This window comes from Methylobacterium sp. PvP105 (genome assembly GCF_017876975.1).
GTDB classification, from domain to species: Bacteria; Pseudomonadota; Alphaproteobacteria; order Rhizobiales; family Beijerinckiaceae; genus Methylobacterium; species Methylobacterium radiotolerans.
In genome coordinates this window covers 2,500,312-2,513,752 of sequence record NZ_JAGIPA010000001.1, presented here as the reverse complement: position 1 = coordinate 2,513,752, position 13,441 = coordinate 2,500,312, and the positions used below count along the sequence as shown (strand labels likewise).

The following is a 13,441-nucleotide window of genomic DNA, read 5'->3' as shown; positions in this document are numbered from 1 at the left end:
CGCGAGGACGGCCGCGCCCGGATCAGCCGTCCGCCGCCTCCGCCCCGGTGATCGGCTGCGGCCCGGAGAGCCGGGTCGGCAGGGCGTCGATGCGCAGGGACCGGCGCAGCGCCCGCGAGAACGCGTCGACCGCCACCGTCATCAGGGCGGTGGCGGCGATCAGCACCGCGGCCACGTCGAGGCGCAGCTCCGAGATCGCGGCGTCCACGTAGAAGCCGAGCGTCGTGACCCCCAGGATCCCGAAGATCGCGCTCTCCCGCAGGATCAGCTCCCAGCGGTAGAGCAGGTAGGCCAGGAACTGCCCGTAGAGCCGCGGCACGGTCTCGTAGGCGTAGAGGTCGAGGCCCCGCGGCGCGTCCGCCCGGTAGGGGATCGCGTCGGCGTGCCGGCCCATCAGGTAGGCGACGATGCCGGCATTGTGCAGCGCCAGCGCCAGGATCGCCGGCAGCATCGAGGGGCCGAGCAGCTGCAGGCCCACATAGGCCAGCATGTAGTCCGGCGTGGAGCGCACCACCACGAGGAGCGCCCGCCCCAGCGGCTGCCCGACCGGGCCTGCGAAGCGCCGCGCGGTCAGCGGGAACAGGACGAGGGCTCCGAGGGCGGTGGCGGCCAGGGCGACCTGCGCCAGGACCAGGGTCTGGGCGGTGCCGGGCAGGACCTGCTCGGTCAGGATCGGGCGCAGCCACGACCAGAGCCGCGCCCAGGTCTCGGGCTCGGCGAGCGACGCGCCCCGGAGCGGGGCCGGCACGACGTCGTGGCCGAGGAAGCGGGCGAGGCTCGGGCCGACCGCCGCGCTGCCGACCGTCGCCGGCAGCGCCAGCGCGGACCCGACGAGCAGGACGGGCAGGGTCCGGGCGCGCACCCAGAGCCGCCGCGTGCCGATCAGCGCGTAGAAGATCAGGAGCAGCGCCCCCGCCTCGGCGTAGCGGCCCTGGCGGAAGGCGGATTCGAAGGCGAAGCCCATGGTCGGCAGCCCGATGAAGCCGAGCACGAGGCTGGAGCGCAGGCCGCATTCCAGGCGATAGAGGGTGTAGTCGCGCATCCGCCCGGCCACCTCGGGCAGGCGCGCGTACAGGAAGGCCGAGACCGCGCCGGTGCCCGCGGGCAGGACCCGGAGCGCCGCGAGGTCGGCCTCCTCGATCAGCTCGGCGTAGACCTTGGCGCAGATGCCCGCGTAGGGCAGCGCGATGGCGAGCACGCCGGTGGTCGCCGACAGGCCGAAGACCTGCATCAGCAGCAGCGCCCAGAACAGCTCGTGGACGGCGCGCAGGCCCGCGCAGGCGAGCCGGACGGCGCGCGAGCGGCCGAAGGGGACGGCGAGCAGCAGCCCCGCCCCGGCCCCGAGCCCGACGCCCAGCATCGCGAAAGCCACGGTGTAGACGACGCTCCAGCCCTCCACGGCGGGGAAGTCGGGCCGGATCAGGCCGCCGAGGAGCCGGGCGAGGTCGGCGAAGGGGTGGAGCGTCGTGACCTGCAGGTCGGCCACCAGCAGGCCGGCGAGCGCCGCGGCCAGGAACCAGCGGCTCACCGCCCCGTAGCCCGGCCGCGGCAGGCGCGCGGGCTTGAACGCGGCCTTGAACGCGGGCTTGCGCGCGGCCTCGCGCGCGGCCTTGCGCGCGGCCTTGCGCGCGACTGCGCGCATCAGGCGGCCCCGTAGAACGGGCTGAGCCGCGCCGGGTCGAGGCCGGCCGAGGGCGCGTCGAGGACGATCCGGCCGGCCTCCAGCACCACGATCCGGTCGGTGTGGGCGAGCGCCAGGGCCACGTCGTGGAGCGCCAGGATCAGGGTCTCGTGGCCGCGGGCCAGCTCGGCGAGGATCCGGCCGCCCTGCCGGCGGTCCAGAGCCGAGACCGGCTCGTCCCCGACCAGGATCGGCCGGCCGTTGTAGAGGGCGCGGGCCACCGAGACGCGCTGCTGCTGGCCGCCGGAGAGTGCCCCGGCCCGGGCCCAGAGCCGGTCCGCGAGCCCGACCCGGTCGAGGACCGCCTCCACGGCGGCGACGTCGGCCCGCGCCGGCCGGACCAGAGTGCGCAGGTTGTGCAGGGTCGAGCGCCGGTCGAGGCGGCCCATGTAGACGTTGTGGAACACCGAGAGCGGCCGCACCAGGGCGGCGGCCTGGGGCACCAGCGCCACCCGATCGGGCGCCTGCCCGTGGATCAGGCCGATCAGGGTCGACTTGCCGGCGCCCGAGCGCCCCATGAGCGCGACCCGCTCGCCCGCCCGCACGGTCAGGTCGAGGCCCGACAGGACCGGGCGCCCGTCATAGGCCGCGGAGGCGTTCGCGAGGACGATGGCCGCGCCGCGCGACACCCGTGTCAGTCCAGGAGTCCGGTGGAGCGTCCGACCGCGACGAGGGGCTCGTAGGCCGCGTCGGTCACGGGGATGAATCGCGAGCGCCCGAACGGCTCCAGGATCGCCGGATCGGTGATGCCGGTCAGCGCGGCGCGCAGCCTGTCGGTGAAGCCCGCGCCGTAGGTCTGCTCCACGTCGCCCCGGACGGTCCACTGGTAGTCGGGGAAGGTCGGGCTCTCCCAGATCACCGAGACCGCCTGTCGGTCGACCTTGCCGGCCTTCGTGTCGAGGTCCCAGACCGAGTAGTCGACGGCGCCGACCGCGAAGGCGCCGGACTGGACCAGCTGGATCGTGCGGGTGTGGTCGCCCGAGAAGCCCACCCGGGCGAAGACCTGCTCGGGGGTCTTCCCCGGGAAGGCCTGCCGGATGAAGTACTCGGGCATCAGCCGCCCGGAGGTCGAGGCGCGGGCGCCGAACGTGAAGGTCTTGTCCCGGATGTCCTTCGGGAAATCCTTCTCCGGCTTCAGCCCGGCGGCGGCGTTGGCGATGATGTAGGTCTTGAACGCCGCGTCCTCGGCGCCCTGCGCGATCGCCTGGGAGCCCGGCACGGCCCTGCGCGCCTGGACGCCGGTGAAGCCGCCGAACCACGCGAGCTGCACCTGCCCGTTGGTGAAGGCGGTGACCGCCGCCGGGTAGCTCTTCACCGGGATGTAGCGCACCGGCACGCCGAGCCTGGCCTCGAGATAGGCGGCGACCTTGCCGAAGCGCTCGAACAGCCGGCTCTCGTCCTGGTCGGGAATGCCGGTGAAGACGAGGGGCGGGAGCGCCTTCGCGGCCGGCTTCTCCTGCGCCTGCGCCTGCGCCTGCGCCGGCGCGGCCAGGACCGCCAATGCCCCCAGGACGAGCCGTCCCAACCGTCCTGATCTCACCCTCGATCCCGACCTCGATCCCGGCCTCGATCCCAGCATCGCTTCCTCGTTACACCGCGCCCACGCACGGTGGGCTCACATCCCGGCGGGCGTAGCAGAAGTTGCCGCGGCCGCCAGCCTCACGGCGCTGCGAGCCCGCCCGCGGCAGCGGACACCGCAGCGAGGCCTGCGCTCCGCGCGGGCCGGCTCGCCTCAGGGACCCGGCGCCACCGCGATCGCCGACAGCGTGAGGTGCTCCGGCAGGGCGGCGTCCGGCACCGGGACGGCCCGGATCCCGGCCGGGAGGACGCCGCCGAGCAGATCCAGGAAATCCCCCGAGGCGGCGAGCTCGATCTCGGCCGCCTTGGCCCGGGTCTCGATCCGCGCCAGGGCGTTCATCGCCGGGCCCAGCACCGTGTACTCGGCCCGCACCCCGTCGTCGAAGACCCCGACCAGGAGGTCGCCCGCGTGCAGGGCGACGACCACCCGCAGGGGGAACAGCCCCTCCCGGGTGCGGGCCGCGTTGAGCGCGGCGATCCGGTCGTGGATCGACAGGGCGCAGGCGAGCGCCGCGCGCGCCTGGGCGTCGGGGTGTCCGACGACGAACTGCACCAGCACCGCGTCGCCGATGTACTTGTCGACGAGGCCGCCCTGCTCCGCCACCGCCGCCTGGGCGGCCGCCCGGACCGCCAGCAGGGCCGTCACCATGGCCTCGGGCGGGTGCTCCCGGGAGAGCCGCGAGAAGCCGCGGATGTCGAGGATCATCAGGCAGGCGTGGCGCCGGTGGATGCCGAGGCCGGAATCGCCGTCCTCGGCGGCGAGGTCGAGGGCGACCGTGTCGGGCACGAAGCGGGCGAGCTGGGAGCGCTCGTGCTCCATGCGCAGGGCCCGCGCCACCGCGGCGCGCAGGCGGATCATGCCGTCGACCACCAGGAGGCCCGCCACCATGAAGGTGGCGAGCCCGGTGACCTGCGCGGTCGGGAAGGTGTCGGCGTTCGGGAACAGGTCCGGATGGACCAGGCCGACCAGGAAGGCCGCGCTCCAGCAGACGGTGACGAGCCCGCAGAACAGCAGGGTCTGCGCCACCCGCATGCTCAGGCCGGTCTGGAGCAGGAGCAGGAAGGCGGGCAGGCGGCTCACCGCGTCGGCGCCGAGCCCCGCCCCGCCGCCGGCCAGCATGTGCTCGATGATCACGTAGACGGCGAGCCCGGCATTGAGCCCGGTGCCTGCCCAGCTGTAGGCGTTGGCCGCGGGGCCGCCGCCCCGCTCCCGCAGCCCGAACCAGACCGTGCCGAGCCCGTACAGGCCGAGGATGAGCCAGTGGCTCAGGGCGTGCAGCGAGCCGTCATAGGCCTGGGCCGCCATCAGCAGCACCAGCACGATCACCACCCGCAGGCCGAGCAGGCGCAGGCCGCCGCCGGCCTGCATGGCCCGCAGCACCGCCTCGTCGTCCGATCCGGGATCCGCCCGGCGCTCGGCCGGAGCCCGCGCGGGCCCCAGCGCGGAGAGCGTCGGGTTGCCGGCGCTGCCCGAGGCCATCAGCCGCCCCGGCCGAGGCGCCGGGCCGCCGCGAAGCGGTTGAGGAAGCGCGGCTCCTTCTCGGGGGCGATCCGGATCGCGAGGTGCAGGGTGCCGTCGGCCTCCGAGCGGCGGTCGAGGATCTCGGCGTTCTCGTAGAGCCAGTTCAGCGCCGCCCCGTCCTCCGGCGGCAGCGCCACCGCGAAGCTCGCGCGGTTGCGCCCGACCCGCGCCTCGATCCGGCTGGTGAGGGCGGCGAGCCCCTCCCCGGTCAGGGCCGAGACCAGGACCGGCGCGGCGCTGTCCCGGTCGTTGCGGGCCCTGGCCTGGCCGCTGAGGTTCAGGAGGCGGGTGCGCTCGTCGTCGTCGAGGAGGTCGGCCTTGTTCCAGACCTCGATGATCCGGTCGGCGCTGGTCTCGATGCCGAGTTCGCGCAGCACCGCCCCGACATCCTCGGCCTGGGCCTCGGAATCGACGTGGGAGACGTCGCGCACGTGCAGCAGCACGTCGGCCTCGATGGCGTCCTCGAGCGTCGCCCGGAAGGCCGCGATCAGCGGCGTCGGCAGGTCGGAGATGAAGCCCACCGTGTCGGACAGGATCACGGTCTCGCCGTGGGGCAGCTTGGTCGCCCGGGCGGTCGGATCGAGGGTGGCGAACAGCATGTCCTTGGCGGTGACCTCGGCCCGGGTCAGGGCGTTGAACAGGCTCGACTTGCCGGCGTTCGTGTAGCCCACCAGCGCCACGATCGGGTACGGCACCCGCGCCCGGCTCTGCCGGTGCAGGCCGCGGGTGCGCACCACCGCGTCGAGGTCGCGCTCGATCCGGGTCATGCGCTCCTGGATCATGCGCCGGTCGGCCTCGATCTGGGTCTCGCCGGGGCCGCCCAGGAAGCCGAAGCCGCCGCGCTGGCGCTCCAGGTGGGTCCAGGAGCGCACGAGCCGGGACTTCTGGTAGGCGAGGTGGGCGTGCTCGACCTGCAGCGTGCCCTCCCGGGTCGAGGCGCGGCGCCCGAAGATCTCCAGGATCAGGCCGGTGCGGTCGATGACCTTGGCGCCCCAGGCCTTCTCGAGGTTGCGCTGCTGCACCGGCGACAGGGCGCAGTCCATCACGACGAGGCCGATCTCGCGGGCGCGGATCAGGCCGGCGATCTCCTCGACCCGGCCCTTGCCGAGATAGGTGGAGGGCCGGATCCGCGGCAGGCTGATCGCGAGGCTCTCGACCACGTCGAGCTCGATCGCGGCGGCCAGCCCGGTCGCCTCGTCGAGGCGGGCCTCCACGGAGCGCGACGGCGCGGCCGGTCCGGGGCCGGCCCCCGCCGCGCCGCGCGCGAGGTAGGGGCCGATCACCAGGGTGTGGGTCGCCGCGGCGATCTCGCCCTCGGGGGCGGCCTGCGCCTGGAGGCGGGCTTCGCCGGACGTCAGCGTTTCGGTCATACGGCCTTTGGCACCGCCGGGACGCCGGCGGCTTCGTTCGAGAACTCGGACTCGACAGAATGGGGATGCGGGCGCGCCGGGCCAAGGCTCGGAGGCGGAAACGCGGCGGATATCCGCAGCCGCGCCGCAGCCGCGCCGCAGCCGCGCCGCAGCCGCGCCGTCTTCCCGAGGGCCGCGCGGCGGGGCCCGGGATCCGGACCCGCCGCCGTGCCGGCTCCGGGAACCCGTCGCGTTCGCGGATCCCGGGCTCGCCTGCGGCGCCCCGGAATGACGGCGCGAGAGGCCCGGGCCGGACGCGCGAGTCTACGCCCGGGCGACGGTCATCCGACGCAGCGGCCCCGCCCTCGTCCTGCCGCCGGCCCTCACGCCTTCTCGGCGGTCTCGTCCGGCTCGAACAGCTGCACCGGGTGGCCCGGCATGATCGTGGAGATCGCGTGCTTGTAGACCAGCTGGGAATGGCCATCCCGGCGCAGCAGCACGCAGAAATTGTCGAACCACGTCACCACGCCCTGGAGCTTGACGCCGTTGACGAGGAAGATCGTCAGCGGGATCTTGTTCTTGCGGACATGGTTGAGAAAGGTGTCCTGAAGGTTCTGTGCGCGTTCGCCCGCCATCTTCTTGGCCTTCTTGTTGTCCCGGCTCACTCGGCCCGGATGGGTATGCCGCGGGCCGGATCGTCCGATCATCCGGTCCGGCGTCGTGTATACAAGCACCATGACGACGTGAAAGCGTGGGCGCAAGCAACCCCCGTTCCAGCCGATCCGTGACGGATCGGCCCCGCCCTCAACGCGCGCCCCGGCGCCGCGGCCTCACGGGCCGATGCCGAGGGACTTCAACTTGCGGTGCAGGGCCGAGCGCTCCATGCCGATGAACTCGGCGGTGCGCGAGATGTTGCCCGAGAACCGGGCGATCTGCGCCACGAGGTACTCGCGCTCGAAGATCTCGCGGGCCTCGCGCAGCGCGAGGCTCATCAGCTTCTCGCCGCCCGCGCCCCCCGGCGTCGTCGGCACCAGGGCGCCGATCTCGGAGGGCAGCATCTCGGAGGTGACCTCCTGCTCCGGGTCGGCCTGCGTGAGGATCATCAGCCGCTCGACGTTGTTCTTGAGCTGGCGGACGTTCCCCGGCCAGTTGTGCGACTGCAGCACCGCCATCGCGTCCTCGGCGATCCGGCGCTTGGGCAGGCCGGTCTGGGACGAGATGTTGTCCATGAAGAACTGGATCAGCTCGGGCACGTCCTCCCGGCGCTCCGACAGGGCCGGCACCCGGATCGGCACCACCGAGAGGCGGTGGAACAGGTCCTCGCGGAAGCGGCCGGCGGCGATCTCCTCCTGAAGGTCCCGGGAGGACGAGGAGATGATGCGCACGTCCACGTGCACCCGCGTCGTGCCGCCGACCCGCTGGAAGTTCTGGTCGACGAGGACGCGCAGGATCCGGTTCTGGGTCTCGCGCGGCATGTCGGCGACCTCGTCGAGGTAGAGGGTGCCGCCGTGGGCCTCCTCCAGGGCGCCGACGCGCCGGCCGCTCTCGCCCTCGACCCCGAACAGCTCGGCCTCCATGGTCTCGGGCAGGATGGCGGCGGCGTTCAGGAGCACGAACGGGCCGTTCGCGCGGGCCGAGGCCTTGTGCAGGCTGCGCGCCGCGAGCTCCTTGCCGGAGCCCAGCGCCCCGGTGATCATCACCCGGGCGTTGGTCGGCGCCACCCGGTCGAGGGTCTGGCGCAGCTGGTTGATGGCGAGCGAGGTGCCGACGATGCGGTTGGTCGCGCCCGAGCGCGCCGTCAGGTCGCGGACCTCGCGCCGGAGCCGGGAGGCCTCCAGCGCCCGCTCGGCCACCAGGATCAGCCGGTCGGCCTTGAACGGCTTCTCGATGAAGTCGTAGGCGCCCGCCTTGATGGCCGAGACCGCGGTCTCGATGTTGCCGTGGCCCGAGATCATCACCACCGGCAGGTCCGGGTTGGCGGCCTTGATCAGGTCGAGCACCTGCAGGCCGTCGAGCCGGGAGCCCTGCAGCCAGATGTCGAGGAAGACGAGGTGCGGCCGGCGCGCCTCGATGGCGGCGAGCGCCTCGTCCGAGCCGCCGGCCGTGCGGCAGCGGTGGCCCTCGTCGTCCAGGATCCCGGCGACGAGGTCGCGGATGTCGGCCTCGTCGTCGACGATCAGGATATCGGCGCTCATGCGTGCATCTCCGCGATCCGGGGGGCCGTCGGCGCGGCGCCCTTCTCCTCTGTCGTGACGGGACTGGTCTGAGGACCGATCTCAGGGGCCGCCGCCGGTTCGGGCCCGTGCTCGCGCGGGACCCGCATCCGGACCTGGCCGCCGCGGCCGGCGGGATTGTCGTTCAGCTCGATCCCGCCGCCGTGCTCCTCCAGCACCTTGCTGACGATAGCAAGCCCCAGTCCGGTGCCACCCTCGCGGGTGGTCATGTAGGGCTCGAGCAGGCGCTGGCGCCCCTCGGCCGGAAATCCCTTGCCGTTGTCGGTGACGGCGATCACCGCGAACCCGTCCTCGACGGCGAGGCTCAAGGAGATCTTGCCCTTGCCGAGCTCGGCCTCCGGCACCTCGGCCACCGCCTCGACGGCGTTCTTGAGGATGTTGGTGATCACCTGGCTGAGCAGCCTGATGTCGAAGGCCGCCACGATCTTTTCGGACTCGCCGGCGCCGCCCTCCGCCGCGCCCGTCTGGGCCGAGAACGCGAAGTCGATGTCCGGGTGCGCCACGCGCATCATGAACAGGTTCTGCTTGGCGATCTCGGTGAGGTCGTTCGGCGCGATGGCCGGCTTCGGCATCCGCGCGAAGGCCGAGAACTCGTCGACCATGCGCTTGATCTCGTCCACCTGCCGGACGATCGTGGCGGTGCACTGGTCGAACACCTCCTTGTCGGCGGTGATGACCTTCCCGTACTTGCGCCGGATCCGCTCGGCGGAGAGCTGGATCGGGGTCAGCGGGTTCTTGATCTCGTGGGCGATGCGGCGCGCCACGTCGCCCCAGGCGGAGCTGCGCTGCGCCTGGACGAGGTCGGTGATGTCGTCGAGCGTCACCACCGAGCCGCGGGAGGCCCCCTGCGCCTGCTCGCTCGTGACCCGCACCGTGATGGTGCGCTCGCCCCGGGACCGGGTGAGCTGGACCTGCTGCTGCTGCAGGCTGCGCGGGCGCGCCTCGCTCTCGGCCAGCACCGGCGCGAGCTCCGGCACCGCGCGGGCCAGCGGCTGGCCGACGAGCGCGTCGCTCGCGAGGTCGACCATCCGCTCGGCGGCCGGGTTGGCGATGGTGACGAAGCCCGCCGCGTCCAGGCCGATCACCCCGGGCGAGACCCCCGACAGCACGGCCTCGGTGAAGCGGCGGCGGGTGTCGATCAGGTCGCTCGCGGCGATCAGGCCGGCGTGCTGGCGGCGCAGCTCCTGGGTCATCTTGTTGAAGCTCTCGCCGAGATGGGCGAGGTCGCCGCTGGTCTTCTTGGTCGGCACCTGGGCGTAGAAGTTGCCCGACGCCACCTGGTCGGCGGCGTTGATCAGCCGCCGGATCGGCGCCACGAACCGGTTGGCGAAGTTCATCCCGAACCAGACGGCCGAGAGCAGCGCGATCAGGGCGATCAGCAGGAACACCGACGCGAAGGTGATCTGGATCGAGCGGCGCAGCGAGTCGTAGGTGAGGTACTCGGCCGCCGCCGCCCGGGAGACGCCGGGGAACTCGATGGCGAGCTGGCTCACCTCCCGCTGCACCATCAGCACGGCGTCGTCGTAGGCCGGCATGCGCAGCAGCGCGGCGAAGACCCGGCCCTCGGTGGGCAGGAGGCAGATCGGGTCGGCGGAGTTGGCCGCGTCCTCGAAGGCCGCCGCCGAGGGCAGCCGGTTCGTCTTCAGGACGTCGATCTTGGCCCGGGCCACCACCTCGGTCGGCCCGCGCATGATCTGCGCCACCGGCAGGCCGAGATTGGTCGCCCGGGTGGTCAGGAAGGTCTGGAACCAGTCCCGGTTCACGTCGAAGTTCGGCCGGGCCCGGGTCAGGTCGTCGGCGAGGATGCGGATCTCGCGGGCGAGGCTCTGGCACTGGTTCTCCTGGTAGGCGTCGGCCACCTCCACGGATTTCAGCACCACGTCGCGGACCCGGTCGGTGAAGCCGAGCGACAGGCCCCGGTCGATCGTCACCGAGGCGACCACGGCGAGCAGGATCGTCGGCAGGATCGCGATCAGCGAGAACAGGCCGACGATGCGGGTGTGCAGCCGCGCCACCGCGGCGTTGGCCTTGCGGGCGTGCAGGAAGACCCGCGCCTCCCAGGCGATGATGACCGCGAGGCCGAGCACCAGGGCGGCGTTGATGGCGAGCAGCGTCACGCCGTAGGCCGGCGTCGGCGTCACCCGGATCACCCCGGCCAGGATCAGGAAGGTCGCGAGCGCCGAGACCAGGGCGGTGACCACCATGGCGGCGCCGATCCAGCCGGGACCGCGCGGGCCCGGCCGCAGCGATTCCGCCAGGGGCGTGCCGGACGGCTGGGCCGCGTCGGCACCCGCGGGCGTGCCCGCGTCCTGCTGGTCCGCGGTCTCGCCCGTCCCGTCGGCACCCCTCTCGGGGACCGGCGCGGGGCCTTCCTCTGTCCGTGAGCGTCTCAGGAACGGCATGACTGGTGCAAGGCCACAACAGTGTGGCGGAATTAATACGAATCCGGGCGCCCGGGCGGTGGACCGGCGGCGCGATCCGCCGCAGGCGGCCGGCCTTGACCCCGCCCCGCCCCGCCCGTACCCCCGGCCGTGGAGGCGAACGGGGTCTGGTGGCCCTCCTGGTCTTCAAAACCAGCGGTACGCCAACAGCGTACGGTGGGTTCGATTCCCATCCGCTTCCGCCACTCTTCGCGCAGTCGCGATCGGCAGATCAGTGTTCGCCGATATCCAGGCGACACGTGCGATAAAATTCGCAATACTGCTGCATCGGAACTGTGGGGGTGCCGGCTCGTTTCCCGCGGTCGATCCCGCACGGGTGCCCTCGTGAAGAACCGGTCCGCCACCATCGTCCCGTCCCCGCCGGCCTCGGCCGGCCGTGCGCGCTGAGGCCGGCCATGCTGGACAGACTCGTCACGTTCCTCCCGCCCGGCGCCCGCGAGGCGCTGCGGACCCTCGCGGCGCGCCGGCCTGTGCGACGGCCCGCGCTTCGGCCGGGCACCGAGGCCGCGATCCTGCCGGGCCTCGACACCCGGCCCGCCCCGATGGCGCCCTTGCACCCGCCCGCCGCCATCAACGACAATCCCCTCCAGGCCCTCCACGACGCCGTCGAGCGGGATCTGCGCGCCAGCGGCCACCTGCGCTGAGCCCGGGCCGAGGGCCCGTCCGTCACCGCTCCGTCACCGCTTGGCCGGCGCGGGGGCCTCGGGAATCGTCCCGGGCGCGATCCAGTGGCAGGCCGTCGTGCCGCGCACGCCGGCACAGTCGTAGCTCTGGCCGCCCAGCGTCACCTTGTCGACGATGCCGGTGAGCTCCGTGCGCGCCAGCGCCGCGCAGCCGAGATGGTCCGCCTTGGGATCGGCCAGGTGCGCCGCGGCGGCCGCCGCGCCGTCGCGCATCAGCATGCGGTAATTGGCCAGCGACGGGCAGCCGATCACCGGCGGCCCGGCCCGCCGGTCCGGGGCGCTCCTGTCGGCGCGCGCGCGGGGCGCCTGCTGCGCCTGAACCGGCGCGGCGCCGAGGCCGAGGGCCAGCGCGACGAGGACGGCGTCGGAGAGAGGGCGGCGTGTCATGGGCCGCTCGTAGCACGGCGCGTCCGGGGTTGCGCATCCGCCGCGGCGCCGCGCCCGGCCGCCGCGCAGGCCTGCGGCGGGCTCAGGGCTCGCCTGCGGATGTTCAGGCTTGACCGCGGGCCCGCCATTTGCGAGCGCCGCCGTGGAACGGAGGACGGGCCATGACGACGGCAATCGACAGCGACCAGAAGCTGCACTTGGTCTTCGGCGGTGAATTGCAGGATCTCGACGGGGTCCGGTTCCGGGACATCCGAAACCTCGACATCGTCGGCATCTTCCCGGACTACGCCTCCGCCCAGGCCGCGTGGCGGGCCAAGGCCCAGGCCACCGTCGACAGCGCGCAGACGCGCTACTTCGTGGTGCACCTGCACCGGCTGCTGGAGCCGCCGGCCCCCTGAGGGGACCGCGCGCGGCCCCGGCCCGGCTCCGGGTCCGCCGCGGGCACCCGCGGTGCGTGCGGGGCGGCCGTGAAGGCATTGTGACACTTCCTGCCCGCTGCTAAGAGCCTCGCCCGTCATCGGATCGTTCCGGCTCCTCGGGAGACCGGTCTGAACAAGAGCGGCGGGAGGTCCGGCCGCCAGCGAGCGGCCGCCCATGAAATCCTCGATCAAGATCATCGCCGGGAATGCCAGCCGGCCCCTGGCCGAGGCGATCGCGGCCTATCTCGAATTGCCGCTCGCCAAGTGCATGGTCCGGCGCTTCGCCGACATGGAGATCTTCGTCGAGCTCCAGGAGAACGTGCGCGGCGAGGACGTGTTCATCGTCCAGTCGACCTCGTTCCCGGCGAACGACCACCTGATGGAGCTGCTGATCATGATCGACGCCGCGCGCCGGTCCTCGGCCCGGCGCATCACGGCGGTGATCCCGTATTTCGGCTACGCGCGGCAGGACCGGCGCACCTCCGGCCGCACCCCGATCTCGGCCAAGCTGGTGGCGAACCTCATCACCGAGGCCGGCGCCGACCGCGTCCTGACCCTCGACCTCCACGCCGGCCAGATCCAGGGCTTCTTCGACATCCCCACCGACAACCTGTTCGCCGCCCCCGTGATGGTGCGCGACATCAAGGAGCGGCTGCCGAGCGCCGACCGGATGGTGGTGTCGCCGGACGTGGGCGGCGTGGTCCGGGCCCGCGCCATCGCCAAGCGGATCGACTGCCCGCTGGCCATCGTCGACAAGCGCCGCGAGCGCCCGGGCGAGTCCGAGGTGATGAACATCATCGGCGAGGTCGAGGGCCGCTCCTGCATCCTCGTCGACGACATCGTCGATTCGGGCGGCACCCTGGTCAACGCCGCCGAGGCCCTGCTCAACGCCGGCGCCAAGGACGTCTCGGCCTACATCACGCACGGCGTCCTGTCGGGGGGCGCGGTCTCCCGCATCGCCGCCTCGCGGATGAAGGAACTGGTGATCACCGACTCGATCCAGCCGACGCAGGCCGTCAAGCTCGCCCGCAACATCCGGGTGGCGACGATCGCGCCGCTGCTCGGCGAGGCGATCGGCCGGACCGCGACCGAGTCCAGCGTGTCCAGCCTGTTCGACTGACGGCGCCTCCCGGCCGATCCCGGGGGC

Annotated in this window: 12 protein-coding genes and 1 tRNA gene; 4 read left to right on the top strand and 9 right to left on the bottom strand. The window is 73.0% G+C overall.

Going from position 1 to position 13,441, the window contains the following annotated elements:
* Window positions 1-22: 22 nt before the first annotated feature.
* From J3A75_RS12065 to J3A75_RS12030, 8 genes are all read right to left on the bottom strand, one after another.
* A complete protein-coding gene (locus J3A75_RS12065) occupies window positions 23-1,642 on the bottom strand; it encodes a PhnE/PtxC family ABC transporter permease (RefSeq protein WP_245364331.1) in 1,620 nt (539 codons plus the stop codon).
* A complete protein-coding gene (locus J3A75_RS12060) occupies window positions 1,642-2,310 on the bottom strand; it encodes an ATP-binding cassette domain-containing protein (protein ID WP_012318480.1) in 669 nt (222 codons plus the stop codon). Before J3A75_RS12060 ends, J3A75_RS12065 begins: the two co-directional genes overlap by 1 nt.
* Window positions 2,311-2,315: 5 nt before the next feature.
* On the bottom strand, window positions 2,316-3,206 hold the full coding sequence (locus tag J3A75_RS12055; RefSeq protein WP_245364332.1) for a putative selenate ABC transporter substrate-binding protein: 891 nt from the start codon (window positions 3,204-3,206) through the stop codon (window positions 2,316-2,318).
* Window positions 3,207-3,413: 207 nt separating this feature from the next.
* Window positions 3,414-4,739, bottom strand: a complete 1,326-nt coding sequence (locus J3A75_RS12050; RefSeq protein ID WP_012318478.1) for an adenylate/guanylate cyclase domain-containing protein — start codon at window positions 4,737-4,739, stop codon at window positions 3,414-3,416.
* Window positions 4,739-6,151: a GTPase HflX gene (gene hflX, locus J3A75_RS12045; RefSeq protein ID WP_012318477.1), complete on the bottom strand. Its 1,413-nt coding sequence runs from the start codon at window positions 6,149-6,151 to the stop codon at window positions 4,739-4,741. The genes J3A75_RS12050 and hflX overlap by 1 nt, the downstream gene beginning before the upstream one ends.
* A gap of 362 nt (window positions 6,152-6,513) precedes the next feature.
* Complete coding sequence (hfq, locus tag J3A75_RS12040) at window positions 6,514-6,765, bottom strand: RNA chaperone Hfq (protein ID WP_007563033.1); 252 nt, start codon at window positions 6,763-6,765, stop codon at window positions 6,514-6,516.
* Window positions 6,766-6,960: 195 nt separating this feature from the next.
* Window positions 6,961-8,325, bottom strand: a complete 1,365-nt coding sequence (locus tag J3A75_RS12035; RefSeq protein ID WP_012318476.1) for a sigma-54-dependent transcriptional regulator — start codon at window positions 8,323-8,325, stop codon at window positions 6,961-6,963.
* The gene (locus J3A75_RS12030; protein WP_012318475.1) at window positions 8,322-10,766 is read right to left on the bottom strand and encodes a sensor histidine kinase NtrY-like; all 2,445 of its coding nucleotides are present in this window, start codon (window positions 10,764-10,766) and stop codon (window positions 8,322-8,324) included. The genes J3A75_RS12035 and J3A75_RS12030 overlap by 4 nt, the downstream gene beginning before the upstream one ends.
* A 131-nt stretch (window positions 10,767-10,897) precedes the next feature.
* On the opposite strand from J3A75_RS12030, the gene J3A75_RS12025 reads away from it, so the two are divergent.
* Both J3A75_RS12025 and J3A75_RS12020 read left to right on the top strand, forming a co-directional pair.
* Window positions 10,898-10,990, top strand: a tRNA-Sec gene (locus J3A75_RS12025).
* Between the two features lie 210 nt (window positions 10,991-11,200).
* Window positions 11,201-11,449 carry a hypothetical protein gene (locus J3A75_RS12020; RefSeq protein WP_012318474.1) on the top strand — a complete coding sequence of 83 codons (249 nt, stop codon included), beginning with the start codon at window positions 11,201-11,203 and terminating at the stop codon, window positions 11,447-11,449.
* 33 nt (window positions 11,450-11,482) lie between these two features.
* Here the strand turns inward: J3A75_RS12020 and J3A75_RS12015 are convergent, their stop codons facing one another.
* A complete protein-coding gene (locus J3A75_RS12015; RefSeq protein ID WP_024830507.1) occupies window positions 11,483-11,875 on the bottom strand; it encodes a hypothetical protein in 393 nt (130 codons plus the stop codon).
* Between the two features lie 161 nt (window positions 11,876-12,036).
* On the opposite strand from J3A75_RS12015, the gene J3A75_RS12010 reads away from it, so the two are divergent.
* Window positions 12,037-12,273: a DUF4170 domain-containing protein gene (locus J3A75_RS12010; protein WP_012318472.1), complete on the top strand. Its 237-nt coding sequence runs from the start codon at window positions 12,037-12,039 to the stop codon at window positions 12,271-12,273.
* A 196-nt stretch (window positions 12,274-12,469) separates the two neighbouring features.
* A complete protein-coding gene (locus J3A75_RS12005) occupies window positions 12,470-13,414 on the top strand; it encodes a ribose-phosphate pyrophosphokinase (RefSeq protein ID WP_012318471.1) in 945 nt (314 codons plus the stop codon).
* Window positions 13,415-13,441: the final 27 nt, after the last annotated feature.

Bases quoted from the DNA above. Each gene is read 5' to 3' on its own strand.
- J3A75_RS12015 (WP_024830507.1), bottom strand. From the start codon at position 11,875: ATGACACGCCGCCCTCTCTCCGACGCCGTCCTCGTCGCGCTGGCCCTC.
- J3A75_RS12035 (WP_012318476.1), bottom strand. From the start codon at position 8,325: ATGAGCGCCGATATCCTGATCGTCGACGACGAGGCCGACATCCGCGAC.
- J3A75_RS12030 (WP_012318475.1), bottom strand. From the start codon at position 10,766: ATGCCGTTCCTGAGACGCTCACGGACAGAGGAAGGCCCCGCGCCGGTC.
- hfq (WP_007563033.1), bottom strand. From the start codon at position 6,765: ATGGCGGGCGAACGCGCACAGAACCTTCAGGACACCTTTCTCAACCAT.
- J3A75_RS12065 (WP_245364331.1), bottom strand. From the start codon at position 1,642: ATGCGCGCAGTCGCGCGCAAGGCCGCGCGCAAGGCCGCGCGCGAGGCC.
- J3A75_RS12005 (WP_012318471.1), top strand. From the start codon at position 12,470: ATGAAATCCTCGATCAAGATCATCGCCGGGAATGCCAGCCGGCCCCTG.
- hflX (WP_012318477.1), bottom strand. From the start codon at position 6,151: ATGACCGAAACGCTGACGTCCGGCGAAGCCCGCCTCCAGGCGCAGGCC.
- J3A75_RS12050 (WP_012318478.1), bottom strand. From the start codon at position 4,739: ATGGCCTCGGGCAGCGCCGGCAACCCGACGCTCTCCGCGCTGGGGCCC.
- J3A75_RS12020 (WP_012318474.1), top strand. From the start codon at position 11,201: ATGCTGGACAGACTCGTCACGTTCCTCCCGCCCGGCGCCCGCGAGGCG.
- J3A75_RS12010 (WP_012318472.1), top strand. From the start codon at position 12,037: ATGACGACGGCAATCGACAGCGACCAGAAGCTGCACTTGGTCTTCGGC.